At 62.0% G+C, this 22,807-nt stretch carries 26 protein-coding genes, 1 tRNA gene and 2 pseudogenes; 8 read left to right on the top strand and 21 right to left on the bottom strand.

Features of this window, described 5'->3' with window-relative positions; genetic code table 11:
• Positions 1 to 28 precede the first annotated feature (28 nt).
• The 4 genes from grxD to purL all read right to left on the bottom strand — a co-directional run bounded on the left by grxD (position 29) and on the right by purL (position 3,849).
• Positions 29 to 367 (bottom strand): Grx4 family monothiol glutaredoxin, encoded by a 339-nt coding sequence (gene grxD, locus H2O14_RS03770; protein ID WP_182826575.1) that lies wholly within the window; start codon positions 365 to 367, stop codon positions 29 to 31.
• Between the two features lie 137 nt (positions 368 to 504).
• Complete coding sequence (locus tag H2O14_RS03765; protein WP_182826574.1) at positions 505 to 1,014, bottom strand: hypothetical protein; 510 nt, start codon at positions 1,012 to 1,014, stop codon at positions 505 to 507.
• 355 nt (positions 1,015 to 1,369) lie between these two features.
• On the bottom strand, positions 1,370 to 1,603 hold the full coding sequence (locus H2O14_RS03760; protein ID WP_137158151.1) for a BolA/IbaG family iron-sulfur metabolism protein: 234 nt from the start codon (positions 1,601 to 1,603) through the stop codon (positions 1,370 to 1,372).
• A 14-nt stretch (positions 1,604 to 1,617) separates the two neighbouring features.
• Complete coding sequence (purL, locus tag H2O14_RS03755) at positions 1,618 to 3,849, bottom strand: phosphoribosylformylglycinamidine synthase subunit PurL (protein ID WP_182826573.1); 2,232 nt, start codon at positions 3,847 to 3,849, stop codon at positions 1,618 to 1,620.
• Positions 3,850 to 4,082: 233 nt separating this feature from the next.
• Here purL and H2O14_RS29235 point away from each other — a divergent pair, with 233 nt between their 5' ends.
• Positions 4,083 to 4,367: a CsbD family protein gene (locus tag H2O14_RS29235; RefSeq protein ID WP_182826572.1), complete on the top strand. Its 285-nt coding sequence runs from the start codon at positions 4,083 to 4,085 to the stop codon at positions 4,365 to 4,367.
• Here H2O14_RS29235 and H2O14_RS03745 read toward each other — a convergent pair.
• Complete coding sequence (locus tag H2O14_RS03745) at positions 4,334 to 5,749, bottom strand: PLP-dependent aminotransferase family protein (RefSeq protein WP_182826571.1); 1,416 nt, start codon at positions 5,747 to 5,749, stop codon at positions 4,334 to 4,336. The genes H2O14_RS29235 and H2O14_RS03745 overlap by 34 nt on opposite strands.
• A gap of 152 nt (positions 5,750 to 5,901) precedes the next feature.
• On the opposite strand from H2O14_RS03745, the gene H2O14_RS03740 reads away from it, so the two are divergent.
• Positions 5,902 to 6,039 carry a DUF1127 domain-containing protein gene (locus H2O14_RS03740; protein ID WP_210275405.1) on the top strand — a complete coding sequence of 46 codons (138 nt, stop codon included), beginning with the start codon at positions 5,902 to 5,904 and terminating at the stop codon, positions 6,037 to 6,039.
• 81 nt (positions 6,040 to 6,120) lie between these two features.
• Here H2O14_RS03740 and H2O14_RS03735 read toward each other — a convergent pair whose 3' ends face one another.
• The 7 genes and pseudogenes from H2O14_RS03735 to purC all read right to left on the bottom strand — a co-directional run bounded on the left by H2O14_RS03735 (position 6,121) and on the right by purC (position 10,795).
• Positions 6,121 to 7,434 (bottom strand): TadE/TadG family type IV pilus assembly protein, encoded by a 1,314-nt coding sequence (locus tag H2O14_RS03735; RefSeq protein WP_182826569.1) that lies wholly within the window; start codon positions 7,432 to 7,434, stop codon positions 6,121 to 6,123.
• Positions 7,435 to 7,687: 253 nt separating this feature from the next.
• Positions 7,688 to 8,077: a hypothetical protein gene (locus H2O14_RS03730; protein ID WP_182826568.1), complete on the bottom strand. Its 390-nt coding sequence runs from the start codon at positions 8,075 to 8,077 to the stop codon at positions 7,688 to 7,690.
• Positions 8,078 to 8,128: 51 nt separating this feature from the next.
• Complete coding sequence (gene purQ / locus H2O14_RS03725; RefSeq protein ID WP_182826567.1) at positions 8,129 to 8,800, bottom strand: phosphoribosylformylglycinamidine synthase subunit PurQ; 672 nt, start codon at positions 8,798 to 8,800, stop codon at positions 8,129 to 8,131.
• Positions 8,797 to 9,335 (bottom strand): annotated as a pseudogene (locus H2O14_RS03720) (RNA 2'-phosphotransferase). Before H2O14_RS03720 ends, purQ begins: the two are co-directional and overlap by 4 nt.
• 9 nt (positions 9,336 to 9,344) lie before the next feature.
• Entirely contained in the window at positions 9,345 to 9,599 is a 255-nt protein-coding gene (locus H2O14_RS03715) for a hypothetical protein (protein ID WP_182826566.1), read from the bottom strand.
• A 138-nt stretch (positions 9,600 to 9,737) separates the two neighbouring features.
• Entirely contained in the window at positions 9,738 to 9,980 is a 243-nt protein-coding gene (gene purS, locus H2O14_RS03710) for a phosphoribosylformylglycinamidine synthase subunit PurS (protein WP_137158142.1), read from the bottom strand.
• 41 nt (positions 9,981 to 10,021) lie between these two features.
• Complete coding sequence (purC, locus tag H2O14_RS03705) at positions 10,022 to 10,795, bottom strand: phosphoribosylaminoimidazolesuccinocarboxamide synthase (RefSeq protein WP_182826565.1); 774 nt, start codon at positions 10,793 to 10,795, stop codon at positions 10,022 to 10,024.
• Between the two features lie 237 nt (positions 10,796 to 11,032).
• Between purC and H2O14_RS03700 the strand changes: the two genes are divergently transcribed.
• Together H2O14_RS03700 and H2O14_RS03695 are read left to right on the top strand one after the other, a co-directional pair.
• A complete protein-coding gene (locus H2O14_RS03700) occupies positions 11,033 to 11,341 on the top strand; it encodes an ATPase inhibitor subunit zeta (RefSeq protein WP_182826564.1) in 309 nt (102 codons plus the stop codon).
• Between the two features lie 172 nt (positions 11,342 to 11,513).
• Complete coding sequence (locus H2O14_RS03695) at positions 11,514 to 11,828, top strand: DUF1476 domain-containing protein (protein ID WP_182826563.1); 315 nt, start codon at positions 11,514 to 11,516, stop codon at positions 11,826 to 11,828.
• 65 nt (positions 11,829 to 11,893) lie between these two features.
• On the opposite strand, the gene H2O14_RS03690 is transcribed toward H2O14_RS03695, so the two are convergent.
• From H2O14_RS03690 to lipB, 7 genes and pseudogenes are all read right to left on the bottom strand, one after another.
• Positions 11,894 to 12,454 (bottom strand): RBBP9/YdeN family alpha/beta hydrolase, encoded by a 561-nt coding sequence (locus tag H2O14_RS03690; protein ID WP_182826562.1) that lies wholly within the window; start codon positions 12,452 to 12,454, stop codon positions 11,894 to 11,896.
• Between the two features lie 99 nt (positions 12,455 to 12,553).
• A complete protein-coding gene (locus H2O14_RS03685; RefSeq protein WP_182826561.1) occupies positions 12,554 to 14,257 on the bottom strand; it encodes a hypothetical protein in 1,704 nt (567 codons plus the stop codon).
• A 282-nt stretch (positions 14,258 to 14,539) separates the two neighbouring features.
• Positions 14,540 to 15,846 (bottom strand): annotated as a pseudogene (gene purB / locus H2O14_RS03680) (adenylosuccinate lyase).
• 60 nt (positions 15,847 to 15,906) lie between these two features.
• Entirely contained in the window at positions 15,907 to 16,320 is a 414-nt protein-coding gene (locus H2O14_RS03675) for a hypothetical protein (protein ID WP_182826560.1), read from the bottom strand.
• 100 nt (positions 16,321 to 16,420) lie between these two features.
• Positions 16,421 to 17,161: a DUF2259 domain-containing protein gene (locus H2O14_RS03670; RefSeq protein WP_182826559.1), complete on the bottom strand. Its 741-nt coding sequence runs from the start codon at positions 17,159 to 17,161 to the stop codon at positions 16,421 to 16,423.
• Positions 17,158 to 17,835, bottom strand: a complete 678-nt coding sequence (rpe, locus tag H2O14_RS03665) for a ribulose-phosphate 3-epimerase (RefSeq protein WP_182826558.1) — start codon at positions 17,833 to 17,835, stop codon at positions 17,158 to 17,160. The genes H2O14_RS03670 and rpe overlap by 4 nt, the downstream gene beginning before the upstream one ends.
• A gap of 139 nt (positions 17,836 to 17,974) precedes the next feature.
• On the bottom strand, positions 17,975 to 18,697 hold the full coding sequence (gene lipB, locus H2O14_RS03660; protein WP_182826557.1) for a lipoyl(octanoyl) transferase LipB: 723 nt from the start codon (positions 18,695 to 18,697) through the stop codon (positions 17,975 to 17,977).
• 206 nt (positions 18,698 to 18,903) lie between these two features.
• Here lipB and H2O14_RS03655 point away from each other — a divergent pair.
• The 4 genes from H2O14_RS03655 to H2O14_RS27050 all read left to right on the top strand — a co-directional run bounded on the left by H2O14_RS03655 (position 18,904) and on the right by H2O14_RS27050 (position 21,565).
• Positions 18,904 to 18,988 (top strand) — tRNA-Leu (locus H2O14_RS03655).
• Positions 18,989 to 19,143: 155 nt separating this feature from the next.
• Complete coding sequence (locus H2O14_RS03650) at positions 19,144 to 20,217, top strand: sensor histidine kinase (RefSeq protein ID WP_182826556.1); 1,074 nt, start codon at positions 19,144 to 19,146, stop codon at positions 20,215 to 20,217.
• Positions 20,218 to 20,303: 86 nt separating this feature from the next.
• Entirely contained in the window at positions 20,304 to 21,101 is a 798-nt protein-coding gene (locus H2O14_RS27055) for an SRPBCC family protein (protein ID WP_246697283.1), read from the top strand.
• Positions 21,077 to 21,565, top strand: a complete 489-nt coding sequence (locus H2O14_RS27050) for a hypothetical protein (RefSeq protein ID WP_246697282.1) — start codon at positions 21,077 to 21,079, stop codon at positions 21,563 to 21,565. Before H2O14_RS27055 ends, H2O14_RS27050 begins: the two co-directional genes overlap by 25 nt.
• A 5-nt stretch (positions 21,566 to 21,570) precedes the next feature.
• On the opposite strand, the gene xth is transcribed toward H2O14_RS27050, so the two are convergent.
• A complete protein-coding gene (gene xth, locus H2O14_RS03640; RefSeq protein ID WP_182826555.1) occupies positions 21,571 to 22,356 on the bottom strand; it encodes an exodeoxyribonuclease III in 786 nt (261 codons plus the stop codon).
• Between the two features lie 91 nt (positions 22,357 to 22,447).
• Entirely contained in the window at positions 22,448 to 22,777 is a 330-nt protein-coding gene (gene erpA / locus H2O14_RS03635; protein WP_182826554.1) for an iron-sulfur cluster insertion protein ErpA, read from the bottom strand.
• Between the last annotated feature and the right edge of the window lie 30 nt (positions 22,778 to 22,807).

Genomic DNA, 22,807 nt, shown 5'->3' with positions numbered 1-22,807 from the left:
GGCCCGTTTGGATGTCTATGTGGTTGGATCAGGCCGCCTGGCCTTTGTGCGGCACGCCGTTGTCCGTGAACAACTGCTGCAATTCGCCGGCCTGGAACATTTCGGTGATGATGTCGCAACCGCCGACGAATTCGCCCTTCACATAGAGCTGCGGAATGGTGGGCCAATTGGAGTAATCCTTGATGCCCTGTCGTAGATCGGCGTCGGCCAGCACATTGTGGCCCTTGTAGTCGACGCCGACATAATCGAGGATCTGCACCACGCGACCCGAAAAACCGCACTGCGGAAAATCGGGCGTGCCCTTCAAGAAGAGAACCACATCGTTGCTCTTCACTTCATTGTCGATGAACTCGTTGATGCCGCTCATGAAATCGTCCTCTTTGCCGAGCCGGGGTCAAGGTCCGGCCGCTTTTGTCTATCTATAGTCAACCGACAGAGCTTTTTAAAGAAGCGGCGCGGTTTTTTTCTGCGCCGCGGCGTGCGCGGCAATGAATGCGTCGACGCCTATTGCGTCGCCATGCATTTCCGTTCGCCGGCTTTTTGTATTGTTCCCGTCTCGACGTTCAACGTCTTGAGGGCGACGATCGCCGAACCCATGCCGTTGGCTTGGTTTTCCGCAAAGCTGGGGCAAGTCTTGGCCGTAGCCTTGACGGTGGTGCGCTCCCAGTAGGACAGCGTCTTGCCCTTCAGTTCATATTCGTCGGCAGGCGCGTCGAGAATCGCTTCGCCGGAGCCGAGGTCATAGACGACCAGATCGCCTTGCGGGCCGGTGGAGCGCGTCAGCACCAGCGTCGAGCCGGCCAGTTCGCCGAACCAGAGCGGATCGCCTTCGCCGCCGATCAGGTAGTCTGCGGTTTTTTCGTCGAAGACGCATCCCGAGGGCGCAGCATCGCCGGAGATTTTGGTCACCGCGAAGCGCGCGCCCGGCTCTTCATCGAAAGCCTGTTCGACCACGTGATAGGCGCCGCTGGCGTGGCATTGCGGTTCCGCCATGCTGACGGATGCGAGCGACACGCAACCGCATGTGAAAAGAAGCAATATGGGATTGAACATGGAAAAGCCCTGTTAGATTCGACGCTTGGTCTTGGAGCGGGCAGCGCTGGTCCGGCGTTTGCTGACCTGTTTTTTCGCGACGGTTCTTGCGCTGGCGTCGCGGGCGTTGCGCCCCACGGAGCCGGATCCGGAGCCGGATTTTTCGGCGACTCTCTTCGTTTTGCGGCTCGACGTCGATGCGGTCGCGCTGCGGGTCTTGCGCTTGGTCCGCTTGTGGCGCTCGGCTTCAGGCCGCTCTTCTTGAGGATCTCGGACACCGCGCTTTTGACGATGCCCGAAATGACGGCGTCCATGACGTTCGACATGGCCGCCTCCCTCAATCCGGCGCGGATGTCTGCAGCGCCAGCGCATGCAGCACGCCGCCCATTTTGCCCTGCAGGGCGTCATAGACCATCTTGTGCTGCTGCACCCGGCTCTTGCCGCGGAAGGCTTCCGCCACCACTTCGGCGGCGTAGTGATCGCCATCGCCGGCGAGGTCCCGGATCACGACGCGCGCGCCCGGTATGCCCTCTTTGATCATATCTTCGATATCGCCGGGATTCATGGGCATGGTCAGTCTCCTGCTTACTCGGCGGCCTCTTTGCGGCCATCCATGAAATCAGGGAACCATGATTCATGCGCCTTTTGCAATTCTTCAATTGCTATGGACTTGGCGGCGCCGAGCGTGACGGCTGCGCCGCCGGTCACGCCGATGAAGGGGGCGAACACGCCGCGGGTCTCGGCCATCTCCAGAACCGAATCGAGATCGTCGCGCGACACCGTCACCACGTAACGCCCCTGGTCCTCGCCGAAATACACCGGGATCGGATTGGCGCCGTCGGGCGCGTTGATCGTCGCGCCGATGCCGGAAGCCATGGCCATTTCGGCGATCGCCAGCGCGAGACCGCCCGACGAGCAGTCATGCACCGAGGTCGCGGTGCGATCGCGGATCAGTTCGCGAACGAAATCGCCCACCTTGCGCTCGTGGGCGAGATCGACTGCCGGCGGCGGGCCGTCTGTGCGGCCGTGGATGTCGCGCATATAGACCGATTGTCCCAGATGCGTTCCCCAGGAGGGCGGCGCGCCGACGAGCAGAATGCATTCATTGTCTTCGGAGAAGGCGATGCGCGCCATCGCCGACCAGTCGGCAATGAGGCCCACGCCGCCGATGGTCGGGGTCGGCATGATCGCCTGGCCGTTGGTCTCGTTGTAGAGCGACACGTTGCCCGACACGATCGGGAAATCGAGCGCCGTGCAGGCCTCGCCGATGCCCTTGATGGCGTGCACGAGCTGGCTCATGATTTCGGGCTTTTCCGGATTGCCGAAATTGAGATTGTCGGTCGCCGCCAGCGGCAGCGCGCCGGTGGCGGTGATGTTGCGCCAGCATTCCGCCACCGCCTGCTTGCCGCCTTCGAACGGATCGGCCTCGACATAGCGTGGGGTGACGTCGGACGAGAAGGCGAGGGCCTTCGACTTGTGGCCGTCGACGCGCACCACGCCGGCGTCGCCGCCCGGAAGCTGCAGCGAATTGCCCTGGATCAGCGTGTCATACTGTTCCCACACCCAGCGGCGCGAGGAATTGTTGGCCGAACCCACCAGCTTGACCAGCGCCTCGGCGATGTCGGCCTGCGGCACGTCGTTTTCCGCCAGCGGCGCGGGCTTGACGGCCGGCGTCCAGGGACGGTCATATTCCGGCGCCTGGTCGCCGAGATCCTTGATCGGCAGATTGGCGACTTCGACGCCCTGATGCTTGACGCGGAACCGCAGGTCGTCGGTGGTCTTGCCGACGATGGCGAAGTCGAGGCCCCATTTGACGAAGATCGCCTTGGCGACCTCTTCCTTGGAGGGCTCGAGCACCATGAGCATGCGCTCCTGGCTCTCCGACAGCATCATCTCATAGGCGGTCATGCTGACTTCGCGCACCGGCACGGTGTCGAGATCGAGCTCGATGCCGAGATCGCCTTTGGCGCCCATTTCCACGGCCGAGCAAGTGAGGCCGGCCGCGCCCATGTCCTGGATGGCGATGACGGCGCCGGTCTGCATCAGTTCGAGGCAGGCTTCCAAAAGGCACTTTTCGGTGAAGGGGTCACCGACCTGAACGGTCGGACGCTTTTCTTCGATCGACTCGTCGAATTCGGCCGAGGCCATCGTCGCGCCGCCGACGCCGTCGCGGCCGGTCTTGGCGCCGAGATAGACGACGGGCAGGCCCACGCCCTTGGCTTCCGACAGGAAGATGGCGTCGGATTTCGCCAGGCCCGCCGCGAAAGCGTTGACGAGAATATTGCCGTTGTAGCGCGCGTCGAATTCCACCTCGCCGCCCACGGTGGGCACGCCGAAGGAATTGCCGTAGCCGCCGACGCCGGCCACCACGCCCGCCACGAGATGTCGCGTCTTGGGATGATCAGGCGCGCCGAAGCGCAGCGCGTTCATCGCCGCCACCGGGCGCGCGCCCATGGTGAAGACGTCGCGCAGAATGCCGCCGACGCCGGTCGCCGCGCCCTGATAGGGCTCGATGTAAGAGGGATGGTTGTGGCTCTCCATCTTGAAGACCACGACGTCGCCGTCGTCGATGTCGACCACGCCGGCGTTCTCGCCCGGACCCTGGATGACGCGCGGACCCTTGGTCGGCAACGTCTTCAGCCATTTCTTGGACGATTTGTAGGAGCAGTGCTCGTTCCACATCGCCGAGAAGATGCCGAGCTCGGTAAAGGTGGGTTCGCGGCCGATCAGATCGAGAATACGCTGATATTCGTCCGGCTTGAGGCCATGGCTGGCGATGAGGTCCGGGGTGATCGGGCGGTCGTTGGAAACGGTCATCGGGCTCTCGGAAAAAGTTGGAGGGCGGCGTTTGCCTGCCTATAGCCGATGGGCGGCGGCGATGCGACTGGAAAATGCGGGATCAACAGGCGCAATTCCGCAGGAATCGCATTCTCCGCATATGCGGGATCGGGACGCGTCCGAACATGAACGAACTGTAATCTGGCCACAGGGAACCGGTTCGGCGATCACGCGTTTTCCTGCTGTCACAAGCAAACAAAAGGAGCTTCGACATGGGTTCTGTAGCAGACAAGGTCAAAGGCGCCACCAATGAAGCGATCGGCAAGGGCAAGCAGGCCGTCGGCCGCGCCACCGACAACCACCGCCTCGAAGGTGAAGGCGCCGCTCAGGAGCTGAAGGGCAAGACCCAGAAGGCTGTGGGCGAAGCCAAGGATGCCGTAAAAACGGCGTCGACCGGCTGTAACCGGACCGCAGGCTTCGATTTCGAAAAGCCGTCGGCGCAAATGCGCCGGCGGCTTTTTCGTCATATCACCGCGCCTTCGCCTGAGGGCGCCTGATGCAGAATACGGCCGATCGTTTCCAGTCCACCGAGTGAAATCTGTCGATCGCGGCCCTCGCTGAAGCCGATCCGGACGTGATGGAACACCCGGTCGGTGCGCGCCGCCTTGAACTCGTCCTCGTCGTCGATCAACACGTTCTGATCGAGCGCCGCTTGTTTGAACGTGCCCGAGAGCCAGGGTTCCTGGAGCTTCAACCATAGAAAGGGTAGGCGTGGATGCGAGCGAAACTCCTGGCCGGCCAGAAGACGTCGAGCCGCCGCTTCCCGCTCGGCCAGTTCCGTGAGGACGCGGTCGCGTATCTCCTCCGCCGCGCCGGAGAGAACCAGCCGCGCCGAAAGTTCCGCCAGCAGGAAGGGCAGGCCGCCGCTCACAAGCTTCTGCGTCAGACGCACACGCTGCGCCATATGGGGAGGGCAGGCGACCCAGGCGCCGCGCACGCCGGCGGCGACCGATTTCGACAGTCCATTGAGAATAAAGGTCCTGTCCGGGGCGAGTTCGGCAAGCGTCGGAATGCCGTCGGCGATCATTCCGCCATAGAGATAATCCTCGATCAGCCAGACATTGTGACGCCGAGCAATGTCGATGATGTCCTTGCGCCGCGACAACGGCAGGCAGGAGGTCGTCGGATTCTGTCCTGACGTCATGATGAAGGCGGCCTTCGGATGCTCGCGCGCGCAGACGCGCTCGAAATCCTCCGGCAGCACGCCCTGCTCGTCCATGTCGGCCAGCACGATGCGGCGGCCCATCAGCGTCGCGCTGCGGGCGACCTGCGAATAGGTGAGGTGTTCGCAGACCAGGCGGTCGCCCGGCCCGGTCACGGCCGCCATCACGGCGTTGACGCCGGCATGGACGCCGAGTTGCGGCAGGACGGTCTCGGGGTCCGGCGCCCATCCTCCCTGCGCAAGCCAACGCCGCCCTGCCTCCGCCCAATCCGGCGAGATGGTCCGGGTGTAGCTCGAAATCTCGCTCGGATGCTCCGTCGCGATCTCCATCATCACCCGGCCGATGATCTCGGCCTGGCCGACATCGACGGCGGCGGTCGTGTCGAAGCGGAGCTTGCCCGATGGCGGCACGAGGGCCCGAGTGCCGCCATACGCAGAGGTCAGCGGGTCGCCGGCGGGCGACGCGTCGCGCCTTCCGCCCTGCACATAGGTGCCGCGTCCGACTTCGCCGGAGACCAGGCCGCGCTCGCGAAGCAGCGCATAAGCGCGAGTGATTGTCCCGATTGTCACCTTGAGATCATAGGCGAGGTCGCGATGCGGCGGCAATTTCGCGCCATCCGCGAGCGCGCCCGTCTTGATCGCCGTCTCGGCGGCGTCCGCTATGCGGACATAAAGCGGGCCTGTGCCGGCTTTAAGGTCTGGAAGCCAATGTGTCATGGTGACAATTCTATATATTGTCACCTTTCAACAGTCAAGGCATAGGAGCATTACGAGACAATGTTCATTTGAAGCGAGTGCAAATGATGACAATAGAGACAATGATATCGCGCGATATAAGCGAAATCAAGCCATTGCTGGCGCGCAGGTTGGTGTGGCTTTTCCTCCGCATGCGCCGCAACCGGCGGACCCGTCTTCATCTCGCCGACCTCACCGATGCAGCGCTCGAGGATATCGGGATCAGTCGCCGCCAGGCGGAAGCCGAGGCGCGGCGCTGGATCTGGCCGTGAAGGCGCAGACCCGGAGTGAACCGGTCTACATCGTCAGTCTCGGCGTGAGGATCTGCCCGGCGATTCCCTCGAACACGCCGATCAACGTATTCGATTCTGAACCAGCACAGCTTTATCGGCATCGGAAGCGCATTTTCCGAGCTCGACCGCAGTGCTGGAGGATTTGTCGATTCCAACGGCCACGGTGAAGATCGTAACGCCCTTGTTCTTGGCGTTCTGGCAGACGGTGCTCATCAGCGTGTTGGATTTGACCGTGTCCTTCTTGGTGTGGGTAGGATAGGTGGGAGAGACCGTATTCGTGCCGTCCGTCATGATGATGATGAATTTTTTGACGTCGGCGTCATAGGCTTTTCCGTCCGTGAAGGGCTCGCCTTGCGACAGCGTGTTCCAGCCCCAGAGTACGCCGGGCGCGATGTAGGTTTCGTCATTGGCGACCATCGCCTTGATCGCTGCGCGCAGTTTCGTGTAGTCGCTCGTCAGCGTGGTGATCGCGGCGCCGCACTTGATGTTCATGAGCCCCGGATATTTCTTGTCCGGGCTGATATCCTGGGTGTCGAGCGGGTTGGTGCGTGAGCCGACGCAGCCGCTCCATTTGTAGTTCGTCGTCTTGTTGGAGCAGGTTTCGACCTCATCGCCATAGACGGTGTTGCTGCAAACCTTCTGGTCGTAGGTATAGGGCACGCCGTCATTGTAGCCCGTCTTCTTCTCCGTCGTGCAACCGCTTTGCGAAACGACCGGTCGCGACTTGGTGCAGACCCGCGCCGTCGTGGAATAGTCGTCCTTCACGTCGAGCCAGCTGGCGTTGCGATAGGACATGCCGACATTGACGTAACGGGAAAACGGCACGATCGAGAACCGCGCCTTCTTCTGCTTGGCGTCCATCTTCTCGAAGACGTCCAGCAGCGCATTCGACGCCGCCTTGAGATCGGTCAGCTTCTGGCCGGTCATCGAATAGGTGTTGTCGAGCGCAAGCGCGATTTCGATATCGTCTTCGCTGCCGGATTGCGCTTGGGAGAGGATCTTCACATCGATACCGTCGGGCCGGATGATCTTGGCGAGCGTCAACGGCGTCCTGGCGGACGCCTTCAGCGTGATGCGGTTGTCGGACGATACGGTGAAATCGGTGATCCGCACCTCGCTCGCGAAGGCCGACTTGAAATTGGCCTCGAACGAATTCTTCGCAATTGTCTCGAGAACCGTGGGCTCCGTTTCGCCCGAACTCGCCGCCGCCAGCACGGCCGCATCGGCTGCGTTCTGCATTTCGGTCCGTGTGGTGTAGGCGGTGATCATGTCGATCGCGATGCCCGAAGCCATGATCACCGGCGTGGCCACCAGCGCAGCCATCAGCGCGAAGTTGCCGCTTCGGTCGACAAGCATGGATGTCGGAGTCTTCATGGCTCTCTCCCCTGGATTGATCGGGGCAAGCCTCGCTTTCCGGATTGAAATCCCGGTTAAGCGTTTCGCTAAAATTCTAATCGGCTCACAGGTGAAACGCTTTCGTCCACATGAAGACCGCCGCCGAAGCTTGATCGGCAGCCTGAAGCTGAGAATTCTATCGAAAGTTCGCGTTATGCGCGACGGGCTGGTTTCCGAATTGTTGCAGCCTGTCCCGAATTCGGACGCCTTCGTCGCGCCGAATTGGCGCAGATCAGCAGCCCTTGCCGCCGCGCGCCCAACGCAGCACGTCGGCGTTGATCCGGCCGGACACCGAAGCGTCCTGCATCATCGGCCCGAAAGCGCTGAGTTTGGCCCGCTCACCGCTCGCCTGAACGACCAGAAGCGGCCGCGATTCGGGCGAATGCGCCGGCACCAGGAGAATGCGCGGCGTGCCGCTGAACGAATTGAGTTCCGGGGCGAGGCGGTACTTCTTGAAAGCGGGGTCGCCGGATTTGAACCAGCAGGCATTGGCGCCGAGTGCGACGCGCTCCATCACCGGCAGCGCGCGCATCGACGCCTGCGGGGCAGGGGCCTGGGGCGTCGAACAGGAAGCAGCGAGCGCCGAAAAGGCGATGAGCGCGGTGCGGGCCGGAAGGCGCATGCCGAATGTCTCCGTCGAACGAGGTCGGACAGGTTGCAGCTTTGGGAGGTCTCAGGCGGCGATGACGTCGAGCGCCGAGGCGAAGATGCCCTTGCCGTCGGAGCCGCCATGGGCGGCTTCGATCAAGTTTTCCGGATGCGGCATCATGCCGAGAACATTGCCCTTGGCGTTCATCAGGCCGGCGATGTGGTTGATCGAGCCGTTCGGATTGGTCTCGGGCGTATAGCGGAACAGCACCTGTCCTTCGCCCTCGATCCGCGCCAGCGTCTCGGCGTCGGCGAAATAATTGCCGTCGTGATGGGCGACCGGCGAGCGGATGATCTGGCCCTTTTCATAAGCGCGGGTGAAGTCGGTTTCGGCGTTGACCACTTCGAGCTTCACTTCGCGGCAGACGAATTTCAGCGAGGCGTTGCGCATCAGGGCGCCCGGCAGCATGCCGGCTTCGAGCAGGATCTGGAAGCCGTTGCAGACGCCCATCACCTTCACGCCCTTGTCCGCCTTTTCGCGGATCGCCTGCATGACCGGCATGCGCGCCGCGATCGCGCCGCAGCGCAGGTAGTCGCCATAGGAGAAGCCGCCGGGGATGACGATCAGGTCGACGTCGGGGATCTCGGTCTCGGTCTGCCAGATGGTCAAGGGCGCCTGGCCCGAAATCTTGGTCAGGGCGGCGATCATGTCGCGGTCGCGGTTGAGGCCAGGAAGCTGGACGACGGCGGATTTCATCGGGCAATCTCCGTAACGGGGGACAAATAGTCCGGCGGGACGTTCGCGGTGAGCCATACGCCATTGTCGGCGCGAAGGAAAGCATAACCTGCTTCCGCCATGGCCACCGCATCCACCGTCAACAGCATATGCGGACCGCGTCGCCGCATGGCGACCTGCCTGGCCGTTTCGAGATCGGGCGACAGATGGACATGGCTGGTTTCAGGCCGGATGTCCGGATCTCCTCCCAGGCTGCCGCCGTCGTTCCATGATAGAGGATCCTCGGAGGCGTGACCGCTTCCAGCGCCAGATCGACGTCAACGCTGTGCCCTTGGGCGGCGCGGATACGGCCATTTTCAAGTGTGAACCGCTTCTTGGCGTTCTCGGAGATGACGCGCCGGATGTCGTCGTCGGACGCGCCGAGCTTCTCGCACAGCCTGTCGCTGAACTGCGAGTAGTCGGTCCAGCCATGCGGGTCGAGTTCAAGATCGAGCTCGTGCGGCGCATGGCGCAGAACATAGCTCATGAATTTGGAAATCTGGGCGTCAGTGGGCATCACGATGTTTCAAGGCGTCAGGGGCTTTTGCGCCGCTTCTGCGAATTCGCGCAGGTCGAGCCGCGTCTCGATGCGATCGGTCCGATCATCAATACGGGCGCAAACGCTCCTAATGCCATTCAGATCACCCTGTACATTGTGAAGATGGCCACGAATGGACAGCATGTCCTGCCGCAACTCGGAAACCGCGTGATCCACTTTGTCGAAGCGCTGCTGAAGGTTCTTCAAGATTTCGAACATCAATTCCTGCGTCACGTCGGCCATCGGCTGTTCCTCAACCATAACGAGCTCGACAACCATATATCTTCTTTAGGGTAGATCCTAGGCATGAGAATGGTCAAAATGCAAAAAACCGCCGCGAGAAATCCCGCAGCGGCCTCAAGTTCAACTACGAGCTTCAGATTAGCCCAGGCTGACGCTGTAGTTTTCGATCACGGTGTTGGCGAGCAGCTTTTCGCACATCGCCTTGAGATCGGCTTCCGCCTTGGCTTTGTCGTCATGGGCGATTTCGATGTCGAAAACCTTGCCCTGGCGGACGCTGCCGACATCGGAGAAGTCGAGCGCCGACAGCGCGCCCTCGATGGCCTTGCCCTGCGGGTCCAAAACCCCGTTCTTCAGCGTAACAACTACACGCGCCTTGATCATATGTCCCTCTGCATATCCGATAGAAGCTGGCTGCGGACCGTTCAGTCCGACTTGACGAGCACCGGGCCTGCGCCGCGGATAGGCTCGTTCTCATTGATGATGCCCAGACGGCGCGCAACTTCCTGATAGGCGTCGAGCAGACCGCCGAGATCCTTGCGGAAGCGATCCTTGTCGAGCCGCTCGCGGGTTTCGATGTCCCAGAGACGGCAGGAATCCGGCGAGATCTCGTCGGCGAGGATGATGCGCATCATGTCGCCTTCATAGAGGCGGCCGCATTCGATCTTGAAATCGACGAGCTGGATTCCGACGCCGAGGAAGAGGCCGGTCAGGAAATCGTTGATGCGGATGGCAAGCGCCATCACGTCGTCGAGTTCCTGCGGGCTCGCCCAGCCGAAGGCGGTAATGTGTTCTTCCGACACCATCGGGTCGTCGAGCGCGTCCGACTTGTAGTAGAATTCGATGATCGACCGCGGCAGCACCAGCCCTTCCTCGATGCCGAGGCGCGAGGCGAGTTCGCCGGCGGCGACATTGCGCACCACGACTTCGAGCGGGATCATCTCAACTTCGCGGATCAACTGCTCGCGCATGTTGAGGCGGCGGATGAAATGCGTGGGAATGCCGATCCGGTTCAGATGCGTGAAGACGAACTCGGAGATGCGGTTGTTGATGACGCCCTTGCCATCGATGATCTCGTGCTTCTTCTTGTTGAACGCTGTGGCGTCGTCCTTGAAGAATTGCACGAGCGTGCCAGGTTCCGGACCTTCGTAAAGGATCTTCCCCTTGCCTTCGTAAATCCGGCGGCGGCGGTTGTTCATAAAGTCTTCTCTTTTCGTTTGGCGGGGACTCACGCGGACTGCGGCGCCCCGTCGATGCGTTAAACGCTCATTAGCCGAAAAGATCGGAATTCACAATCACGCATCGTCCGCTGTCCAGAGATCGGCGCTTAGAGAGAATTGTAATGAACCGTTTTGCGAAGTTTTCAGTCGCAAGTTGTATAACCGGTCTTGTCGAAACGATGATCGCCAAGATCACAGACAAACGGGGACGAGAAAATGAAGAACATCAAGAAAATCGAAAGCACGCTCGAAAACAAGTTCGCTCATGACGAGGATGCGCGCTTCCACGCCATCATGCGCCGCACCCGCCGCCTCGCCGCCTGGGCCGCCGAACAGATCGGCGCCGATGCCGACGCCTACGCCTCGCAGCTCTCCGACCTCTATCTCGCGACACCGGACGACGACGTGATGGCCGGCAAGGTGCGCCTCGACCTGAACCGGGCCGGCATTGCCTGCGCCCATTACGAAGTCCGCGTGAAGATGGTCGAGCTTCTCTTCGCCGAGCAGCAGGCCGTCGCCGCCTGACCGATCCGATATAACTCCACTTTCAGCCGCTCCGCCGGGATTTTCCGTCGGGGCGGTTGTCCTATGCGGTTTTGCCGCGAACCGTCGGGCGCCTGAGACGAAATCGCACTTTCGATTTCCGAATTGAACGACTATAAGCGTCGCGGACGATGCAACAATTCGGGAGACCCCAATGTCGGCTATCAGCGATCGCGAAAAGGCCTTCGAAAACAAATACGCCCACGATGAAGAAAAGAAATTCAAGATCATCGCCCGGCGCAACAAGTTGCTCGGCCTCTGGGCCGCCGAACTGCTCGGCAAGACCGATGCGGACGCTTATGCGAAGGAAGTCGTCGCGGCCGATTTCGAGGAAGCCGGCGATGAAGACGTGGTGCGCAAGGTCGAAGGCGATCTGACCGCAGGCGGCGTGTCCAAGTCCGCCGAAGAGATCCGCGCCAAATTGTCGGAATTGCTGTCGGTGGCCGCCGACCAGATCGAAAAGGGCTGAGTTCAGCCATCCTCACCGTGAAAGCCGCTCTTCGGGGCGGCTTTTTTGTTGCTTTGCGACAGGCGTCAGGCCCGCGGCTTCAGCCGCGACAGAAATTGCGCGAAGACCATCGTGCCCTCGGGCCAAGGGCCATGACCCGAGTCGATGTCGATATGGCCGGAATTGCCCGCGTCCACCAGAAACGAGCCCCAGGCGTTGGCCACGTCGCCCGCATGCTCATAGGAGCCGTGGATGTCGTTCTGGCTCGCCACGGTGATGGAGGGGAAGGGCAAGGGCGCATTGGGATAAGGGCCGAAGGTCTCGAAGATCTTCTTGCGCGGCCCTTTGAGCGTCAAGTCGGGCGGCGCGACGAAGAAACCTCCGGCGACCTTGTCGGCGGCTCCGTCGAGAGCGTGCAAAGCCGCTCCGATTCCCAGGCTATGCGCCACGAGCACGACCGGCCGCTCGGCCTCGGTGATGGCCTTGCGGATGGTCTCGATCCAGGCGTCGCGGTCCGGCTGGGTGAAGGAGGCCTGCTCCACGCGCCGCGCGGTGCCGAGCCGTGCGGACCATCGGTTCTGCCAGTGGTCCGGGTGCGGCGCGCCGACTCCGGGGATGAGGAGAATGTCAGTTTCAGAAGCTTTCATTCCCCTCAAATGCGTTCGTGCGGCGGCGGTGTCAAGCGCTCTGCCCGTGGCTATCGGTCAGTTGCGCTGAGTGACTTCCCACTATGTCGGTTCGCACTATTACTCGACTTCGCCGCCGTCGTCGGCAGACTCCTCCGCGGGCATGTCGGCTCCGCCGTCATCGGGCGCGGCTTCTTCCTGCCCACCCGAGTCGTCTGACATGGCCTCGCCGCCATCATCGGCCGGCTCATCCATCTGGCTCTGATCATCCTCGGCGGGCGCCGCTTCTTCAGGCTCTTCCTCCATCGGTGCAGCTTGGTCGGAGCCGTCGTCCATAGGGGCGGCTTCCTCCGGCGCTTCGTCGACGGGGGCGGGTTCCTCGCCATCGTCTTGGGCAGGCGCGACTTGCTCGGTTTCATCCTCGGCGGGCGCCGCGTCTGTAGGCTCTTCCTCCATCGGCGCGGCATGATCGGAGCCGTCGTCTGCAGGCGCCGCTTCCTCCGGCGCTTCGTCGACCGGAGCGGCCTGCTCGCCATCGTCTTGGGCAGGCGCGGCCTGTTCGGAATTGTCTTCCTGAGGCGCGGCCTGCTCGTCCTGGAGATTGTCCCGATCGCTCGCGTCCGGCGCCTGCTCCTGCTCCTGCGACTGTTCGTCGGCGTTCATCTCCCCGGTATTGTCCTTCGGCGCCGCCTGCTCCTGATTGGAAACGTCCGCAGGCGCATCGGCCGCGTCGGCCGGCTGATCCTGCGCATCGTCGGCCATGACGTCGTCCGGATCATCGACGGGCATAGCCTGCTCGTCGTCAGCGGCGGTGGCGGGCTCGTCTTCCAGCGTCGCCGCTTCGTCCGCTTGCGGATCGGCAATTTCAGCCGCATCCTCGATCACCTCCTGCGAGTCGTAGCTTTCGGCGGCTTCGATTTGCTTCACCTCTTCCTCGGACGCGTATGCCTCCTCGACCGTTTCGGCGAAATTGGATTCGACGCTTTCATATTCGCTGGTGAACGACTGATATTCTTCTGCGGAGTAGGAGAAGTCGTAGCTTTGTGAGACTTGAACGGTTTCCTGATATGTCTCCCAAGAATAGGATTCGTAGTAGTAGGTCGTCTCCTCGTAGAAATAGGTCGTTGCCGTCGAGATGTAATCCCACTGGTCGCGATAGACGGTGTAATATTCCGGTTCATAGGCCGCATACCAGTAATAATAACCGGAGTAATAGCCTTCGAACGTCGCGATCAGGTAGATCGTCTGCCATTGCTGGCTCGGCAGCCGGTTTGCGCGTGAGGCGCGATCGAGCAGGCGTTGCAGCCTCTCGACTTCCTTCCTCTGGCTGGCGTTCAGCGCTTTCAGCGCAGCCATCTCGGCGAGCCGCTTCTGCATCGCGGCCAGACGGCGACCGTTCTTGACGGCAGCATCCTTGGCGTTGGCGGCTTTGCCGCCCTTCACTCGCTTCAGATAGTTTTCCCAGGCTTTGCCGAGCGTTTCGACGCCGATCTTGACCTTCCTGTCCTTGATCCCGGAAAGACCGTAGCTCAACTCCACCTGGGCGACGGCGGAGGCGTATTTTGGCAGGCTTTTGGCGAGATTGGCGGAATTTTTGGAGCGCGCTGCCTTATCGACGGCCTTCAATTGCTTGGCGGCTTCGGCAAGCGCCTTGAGCAAGGGCGCCGATTTGCCCCGCTTGCTCCTGGGAAGCGCATTGATCGCGCGTGCGGTCACCAGGATCGCCTGGGCCTGTTTGTCCAGCAGCTGGGCGGCGTTCAGCTTCTTGGATTGGTAGGCGGCGGATGGCGCCGCATGAGTGGCGACTGAGGTCATGGGGCTCATGGCGAGACCCAATGAAAGAAGCGTCGCTGGCAGGACGCTGCGGATAATGCGTGGCATAGTGGCCCCTTGAACATGCCCCGGGTTCAAACCTGTGCGCGCCGGGATCGCGCCATTGCCTCCCCTTGACGGCCGGCGCCGCGATTTTATTCCATCCATCATCGCTCATCCAAGCGGAATAAAGCTATGAAAGCGCGCGCATTTCGAAAAATGTCACAGACATCCCAAAGAAAACGGCGCAGCCCATCGCGAGCCGCGCCGTTTCAATCTCGGATCGATGAGGGCTTACGCCGCGCCGAACACCCGGCGGAAGATCGTGTCGACATGCTTGGTGTGATAGCCGAGGTCGAATTTTTCGCGGATTTCGTCTTCGCTCAGCGCCGCGCGCACTTCGGCGTCGCCGAGCAGTTCTTCGAGGAAGTCCTTGCCCTGTTCCCACACTTTCATGGCGTTGCGCTGCACGAGGCGATAGGAATCTTCGCGCGACACGCCGGCCTGGGTCAGCGCCAGCAGCACGCGCTGGCTCATGACGAGGCCGCGGAACTTGTTCATGTTCTTGAGCATGTTGTCGGGATAGATCACCAGCTTCTCGATGACGCCGGCCAGACGGTTCAGCGCGAAATCCAGCGTGATCGTGGTGTCGGGGCCGATGGCGCGCTCGACGCTCGAATGGCTGATGTCGCGCTCATGCCAGAGCGCCACGTTTTCCATGGCGGGGACGACCGACATGCGCACGAGACGGGCGAGGCCCGTGAGGTTTTCGGTCAGCACCGGATTGCGCTTGTGCGGCATGGCAGACGAGCCCTTTTGACCCGGCGAGAAGAATTCCTCGGCCTCCAGCACTTCCGTGCGCTGCATGTGGCGGATCTCGATGGCGACATTCTCGATCGACGAGGCGATCACACCCAGCGTCGCGAAGAACATCGCATGGCGGTCGCGCGGAATGACCTGGGTCGACACCGGCTCCGGAGCGAGGCCGAGTTGTTCGCAGACATATTCCTCAACCGAAGGATCGATATTGGCGAAGGTGCCGACGGCGCCGAGATCGCGCCGGTGGCGATCTCGGCGCGGGCGGCGACGAGGCGGGCGCGGTTGCGGCTCATCTCGGCGTAGAAGCGTGCGAAGGTCAGGCCCATCGTCGTCGGCTCGGCATGAATGCCGTGGCTGCGGCCGATGCGGACGCTGTCTTTGTGCTCGAAGGCGCGTGTCTTGAGCGCCGCGAGCACGCGATCCATGCCGGCGAGCAGAAGGTCGGCGGCGCGGACGAGCTGGATGTTCAGCGTCGTGTCGAGCACGTCGGACGAGGTCATCCCCTGGTGGACGAAGCGGCTGTCGGGGCCGATGAACTCGGCGAGATGGGTGAGGAAGGCGATGACGTCATGCTTGGTGACGGCTTCGATCTCGTCGATGCGCGCCACGTCGAACTGCGCGGCGGATCCCTTTTCCCAGATCGTCTTGGCGGACTCCTCGGGAATGACGCCGATCTTGGCGAGCGCCGTGCAGGCATGCGCTTCGATCTCGAACCAGATGCGGAACTTGGTTTCCGGCGACCAGATGGCGACCATTTCGGGGCGGGAGTAACGCGGGATCATCGGCGGCTTTCCTTGCGGCGCTTGGGGTTGCGGCCCGTCTAACAAATGCGGCCGCCCGCTTCAATGCGATGAGCGGCCAAACCACAGGCCGAAACCCAGGAAAATCGCGGCTCCCGGGAATCCGTAGATGGAAAAGGAGATGACGGTGAACTGATAGGCGGCGCTGAGCGTGGTGAAGGCGAATTGAAAGCCCCAGACGATCGTGAAAGCGGGCGCATGCCAATGGGAATAATAGAAGCGGTATTCGAGCGCGAACAACGCTGCGAGCGCCAGATGGGTGGCGAGCGCCGCGACGAGGGTCGCGCCCATCGTGCGGGCGATCCGCCTGCGTCTGCCGAAGGCCAGCCGCGACAGCCAAAGCGCCGGGGCGAAACCAAGCGCGCCGCCCAGAAAGAACATCGCCAGCACCGCCGGCCATTGCGGCGTCAGGAACTGATTGCGGTCATAAAGATCGATCCCGGCCACGAGACCCATCAACGCTCCGAACACGGGGAACCGAAAAGGACGGCCGCCGGCGTCGGGGCCGTGTCCGCCATCCGCGCCACGAATGAGCCCAGACGGCTGCGCGCCGAGGTCATGGCGCATCCAGATGAACAGGGACTGCGATCCATCTGATGTCGTCGCCTTCGAAACCCTGGCTGGAGGCCTGGATCATGGCGACGGAGGTCGCGGCTCGATCGTTGTCCATCACGATCGCCCCGATCCGATATCCGGTCGGACATTTGCGGCTCGGGGGAACCGACCCATCTTCGTATAGAATCCGGTCGACGGCTTTACCGCTCGCTTCGACGAGCTTCAGCAGGAAGCCGTTGAAGCCGTTGCTGGCGTTCAGGCAGTCTTTCGTGGCCGGAAACGGTTTAGCCTGAAGTTTCACCGAATAGGGTTTCGCCACGCCCGGAGCCCGCGGATAGCGGTTGAAGCGGACCGTCTCGGCATTCGCGCCGATATCGGCGGCGGCGCGATAGGCTGCGAAGGCGCCGGGGTCGGAATCCGCGCCGTAGCGGACGATCAGCCCTTTCGCCTTTGCCCAGGCGAGCGCCCGCGCCTCCTTGAGCGGCGCCTCGCGCTCGACCGTTACCCGAACGGGGGATCCCGGCGCGAATTTGTCTCGCTCGAGATCGATCACATAGATGTTGGAATAGGGAAAACCAGAGCCGTCCTGCACGCCGAATTCCTCGAAGGCGAACATCCTTGCATCGGCGGAAAAGCCGATCACCCGCATTTCCGCCGCATCGCCTGCGCGCGTGGGGCCGGTCTGGGAAACGCCAGCCGCGAAGGCGATTGACAACAGGAGGGCTCGGAGGCGCGTTTTCATCCGCGCGCCTTTTGCGCCGCTGCGCGAATGGCGGCGATATTGGCGCGATAGGCCTCGACGCCGTCGCCCTTGTAGACGGCGGAGCCCGCCACCAGCACATTGACGCCGGCCGCCGCCGGAATGCCGGCCGTCTCCGCGGTGATTCCGCCATCGACTTCCAGTTCGATCGGGCGGTCGCCGATCATCTTGTGAATGCGGGCGATCTTTTCGGTCACGGCGGGAATGTATTTCTGGCCGCCGAAGCCGGGATTGACGCTCATCACCAGGATGAGATCGACCTGGTCGAGCACATAGTCGAGCACGCTTTCCGGCGTGGCGGGATTGATCGAGACGCCGGCCTTCTTGCCGAGCGCGCGGATCGCCTGCAGCGAGCGATGCAGATGCGGGCCGGCTTCGGCGTGCACGGTGATGATGTCGGCGCCCGCCTTGGCGAAAGCTTCGAGATAAGGGTCCGCGGGCGCGATCATCAGATGGCAGTCGAACACCGCGTCGGTCAGCGGCCTCAGCGCCTTCACCACATCGGGGCCGAAGGAGATGTTGGGGACGAAATGTCCGTCCATGATGTCGAGATGGATCCAGTCCGCGCCAGCCTCCACGGCGTCCGTCACATCCTGTCCCAACCGGGCGAAATTGGCGGCGAGGATGGAGGGGGCGATCCGGATCGGTCTGTGCATCTGCGCGTCTCCCATAACAGTCGCTTGGTCTTGTAGGTCGCGCGGCGCGGCGCGTTCGCCGAGGCCATAGCACTCCGGCTTCACGCTCGCAATCGGCGCTCCGCCGAAGACGGGTCGGGGCGGGCGGAACGAAAGCGCATCAGAGGCGGCGCTCTATCTCCACCGGCCCGAACACCCGCTCCACATTGGCTTTCAGGATGGTGTCGACATCGCTCATCATCACCAGTTGCCCGAGGTCGACGAGGCTGGTCACGCCGTATTGCGCTATGCCGCAGGGCACGATGCCGCCGAAATGATCGAGTTCCGGGTCGACATTCAGGGAGAAGCCGTGAAAACTCACCCATTTGCGCAAACGGATGCCGATGGCGGCGATCTTGTCTTCGGTCATGGAGCCGTCGGGCAGGCGAGGGCGCTCCGGCCGCTGCACCCAGACGCCGACGCGATCCTCGCGGCGTTCGCCGCGGATATTCATGTCGGAAAGAGAGCCGATCACCACGTCTTCCAGTGCGGCGACGAAGGCGCGCACGTCCTGCCGGCGCCGCTTGAGATCCAGCATCACATAGGCGACCCGCTGTCCCGGGCCGTGATAAGTGTATTCGCCGCCGCGCCCCGTTGCGAAGACCGGGAAGCGGTCCGGCGACAGCAGATCCTTGGCGTCGGCGCTTGTGCCGGCGGTGTAGAGCGGCGGATGCTCCAACAGCCAGATCAGTTCGTCGGCCTCGCCGGCGGCGATTCTCGCGACTTCCGATTCCATCTCGGCCACCGCGTCCAGATAGTCCACCAGCCCGTCGGAAATGCGCCAGCGCACTGGATTTCCACCCACTTGGGGCCACATGGACTGGGAGAGTTCGGCGCGCTGCATGGCGAAAAAGTCCTCGAAAGCGATCTTGCGCCTATGTGGGGAAATTTATCCACAAAGGCAAGCCGCGCAAGGCGAAGCCGAGAGTTTCACCGCTTTGCGGCGGCGCCGAAAAAATATCGTCAAAAATCTTTCACACCGCTCTTGTGCGGCCGGAATCCATTTGCTAGATGCTCCCTCGCCGACGGAGTTCGGCACTCTACCACGATGCGGTCGTGGCGGAATTGGTAGACGCGCAGCGTTGAGGTCGCTGTGGGGCAACCCGTGGAAGTTCGAGTCTTCTCGACCGCACCAATCAAAAAGCCCGCCTTTCAAGGCGGGCTTTTTGCGTTGCAATGCCGGCGAGACACGTGGCTTTTATCAAATCTTCGTGTTGACTTATCTTCTAATTTGCTGCGGGATGTCTTTGAAAGATTTGCGAATATGCCGCAATCGAAAGGCGGAGTGACATGTGGACAGACGGTGCCTGGTATGAACGTCGCTTGATCGGATTACATCGGTTCGCCAGCAACGTCCAACGGGTTCCCGGGTTTGGATACGGCCTTGCGCTCGTCTCGTTCGTATTGGCGCTTGTCCTTCGTATGGCGTCGGACGATTATTTGCCGCCTGGCTTTCCCTTTTTGACGTTTTTTCCTGCGGTCATCTTGTCGAGTGTGTTCGGCGGCGCGCGCGCGGGTATACTATGCGCCGTCCTTTCCTTGCTGTCCGCCTGGTATTTCTTCATTGCGCCATATAGCGAATTCGGCGTCAGCGCGCCGGTCATTCTCGCTCTCGCCTATTTCGCGCTGGTCGCCACGATCGACATCACGATCATCGCCTGGTTGAACAAGTCGATCGCGGCGCTCGAAATCGAAAAGGAGCGGAGCCGCAAGCTGGCTGAAGAGCGGCTGGACCTCGCCCGCCATCAACGCTCACTGTTTCAGGAACTGCAGCACCGAACGGCGAACAATCTCGCCATGGTGGCCTCGCTTCTGTCGATCAGCCAGCGTAAGCTCAAGCATATTCCCGAAGCCGTGGATGTTCTGCAGGATGCGAGGCTGCGGATCGACCAGATGTCGCGCGTGCATCGCCGGCTCTACGACCCTTCGACCGACGCCGTCCGGCTCGACAAGTTTTTCCGCGAATTATGTGAGGATCTGCTCACCACCGGCGGCGTCAGCGACTACGAACTCGCCGTCGATTGCGATCCCATCGAACTCAGCGTGCAGCAGCTCACCAATCTGTCGATGATCGTGCTCGAAGCGCTGATGAACGCGCTGAAACATGCCGGCTCTGCCTCGAGCAGGCTTCGCTTGTCGCTCGGGCTCAAGCGTCAGGAGGACGGATCGGCGATTCTCGAGGTGCAGGACAATGGCGGCGGCTATCCCGCGGATTTCGATCCGTCGACCAGCCGTCAGCTCGGGTTCCGCCTGATCCAGTCTTTCGCCGACGGATTGCGTGGGGACGCGCGGTTTTTCAACAGGGACGGCGCCGTGGTGGCGGTTCACTTCAAGCCGTGCAGCGAAAATCACGCTTTCGAGTGACACCGTTCGAAATTTAACGAAAGACACAGCACGGTCTCAACAGTCCGGCGTCTAAACATGGGTCAACGTCTTCTTTTGGAGCGCCCATGCCCCTGTCACCTTCCTCGATCCTGTTGCTTGCGTTGAATGTCGGGCTGCTCTGGCTGCTGATGGCCGCGCCGCTCGGCCGTCGCCGCATCGTCATGCGCCGAACCTTCGACGCGGCGCCGGAACAGGTCTGGGCGATGGTTCATCCGCTCGGCGCGCACGCCACCTGGTCGCCCAAGATTGTCGAAAGCCAGGCCGGCGAGGGCGAAGGTCGCGTGCTCCAGACCATGAGCCACCACGATCGCCGGGGAGAGCCGATCCGTCGCATCCTCGCGCTGGAAAGCATCCCGGCTCATGGCCAACTCGCCTATGCCGCGCGCGTGGTCGAAGATTCGGCGTTGGACCCCGTCTTCTGGTCCGACTATGCGGAGACGCGCAGCGTGACGGCGAGGGACGGCAGGTCGGAATTGACGGTGGAGCTGGCCGATCGCTACCGTGGATTGGCGTTCTTTCTCTATCGCGTCATCATGCTCCGGCGGGAACTGCGCGATATCGAGACCTGGTTGAAGACGGGGAAAGCTGAACAGACGGGGATGCTGGAGCGTCCTATGACGCAAGTCCTGCTGGCGGTTTTGTCCACATTGCTGCTCTGGCCGTTTCTCGGCCTGACCACCCACGGCCTGATGCTGTCGACGATGCTCACCGTAACGATCGTGTGTCACGAGTTGGGCCATATGGCGGCCTATCGCGCGTTCGGTCATCAGAAGGTGCGGATGATCTTCATACCGCTGCTCGGGGGCTGGCGGTCGGCGGCAGACCCTATAATTCGAAATTGGAAGTCGCGGTCTGCGCCCTGATGGGCGCCGGCTTTTCGGCCTTTCTCGTGCCGATCGGCGTGGCTCTGCACGGCCTGGCGTCCGGACCCAATCCGCAAGCGGCCGATCTGGTGCTTCTGTTCCTGCTGGTCAGCGGCGCGTTCAACATGCTCAACCTGCTGCCGATGTCGCGCTTCGACGGCGGTCAGGTGATCCGCCAGGTGTTTCCGACCCGCGACGGCTTGATGGGCGCGACATTCCTGGTCACTGCGGCGGTGCTATGGATCGGCTGGCGGATCGGTATTCCGATGACCGCGCTTTACGGGGGCCTTGCGGTGATGTTGGCTCTGAGCTTTCTGACCCAGGGCAAATCGACGGTGAAGCCGCGGCATGAACTCGACGAGATGACGCCCGCCGAGCGGATGCTGGTCGGCTTCGCCTATTACGCCGCGCTCGGCATCCACGGCCATGCGCTGATTTTCGCGAGCGATCGCCTGTTCGGCTGACCGTCTCAGAAAGCGAAGACGCCAGCGACCGGCACATGGTCCGACGGCTTTTCCCAGTCGCGGACATATTTTTCCACGCTGGTCGATTGCAGCCGATCGGCGGCCTCCGGCGACAGCAGCAGGTGGTCGATGCGGATGCCCCAATTCTTCTGCCAGCTGCCGGCCTGATAATCCCAGAACGTATAGAGCGGCGCGCCGTCCGACGTCGCCCTGACGGCGTCCGTCAAGCCGAAATTTTCGAGCCGCCGGAACGCCTGCCGCGTCGCCGGCAGGAAGAGCGCGTCACCCTCCCAGACTCTCGGGTCCCAGCAGTCATGCGGCTCGGGGATAACGTTGTAGTCCCCGGCGAGAATGAACGGCTCTTCGAGCGCCAGTCGGTCCCGCGCATGCGCCTCGAGGCGCTGCATCCAGCCGAGCTTGTAAGGATATTTGACCGGATCGGCGGACGGATTGCCGTTGGGCAGATAGAGGCAGCCGACGCGCACTGCGCCGCCCTCGACCGAGAACACCGCCTCGATATAGCGCGACTGCTCGTCCGCATCGTCGCCGGGCAAGCCGCGCAGCACGTCTTCGGGGCGCAACTTGGAAAGCAGCGCCACGCCGTTGAAGCCCTTCTGGCCATGGGTTTCGACATGGTAGCCGAGCGCTTCGATCTCGCCCCGCGGGAAGGCGTCGTCCTGGCATTTGATTTCCTGCAGGCAGACGATATCCGGCGCCGATTCTTTCAGCCAGGCCAGCAGATTGTCGATGCGCGCGCGGACGCCGTTGATGTTCCAGGTGGCGATTTTCATGCGGATCTTCCTCGGCGATCGATGTCTCGGAGGGTTTGTCTAACCTTTTCCGGCATGTGCTGCCAGATCCTGAATCAATCGCCGAACAGCCTCAGATGGCGAAACTCGTTCCGCATCCGCAGCTTGCCACCGCATTCGGATTCTTGATCTGAAAGCTCTGGCCCATCAGATTGTCGACGAAGTCGATTTCGGAACCTTCCATATAGACGACGGACATCGAATCGATCAGCACCTTGGCGCTGTTTTTCTCGATCACCAGATCGTCGTCGCCCTGGTCGCTCACCAGATCGAACTTGTAGGAAAAGCCCGAACAGCCGCCGCCTTCGACCGAGACGCGCAGTGCGGTCTTGGCGGGGTCCTTGGAGACGATTGCGGCAATGCGGCGGGCGGCCGCGTCGGTGAGTGAAATCATGTTGCTCATGCTGGTCTTCCTCTCCAATCGGGGTCAAGG

Origin of the sequence: Rhizobium sp. G21, assembly GCF_014158035.1 — a bacterium.
In the GTDB taxonomy this organism is placed as follows: domain Bacteria; phylum Pseudomonadota; class Alphaproteobacteria; order Rhizobiales; family Rhizobiaceae; genus Rhizobium_E.
This window is presented reverse-complemented; position numbering and strand designations above follow the sequence as displayed.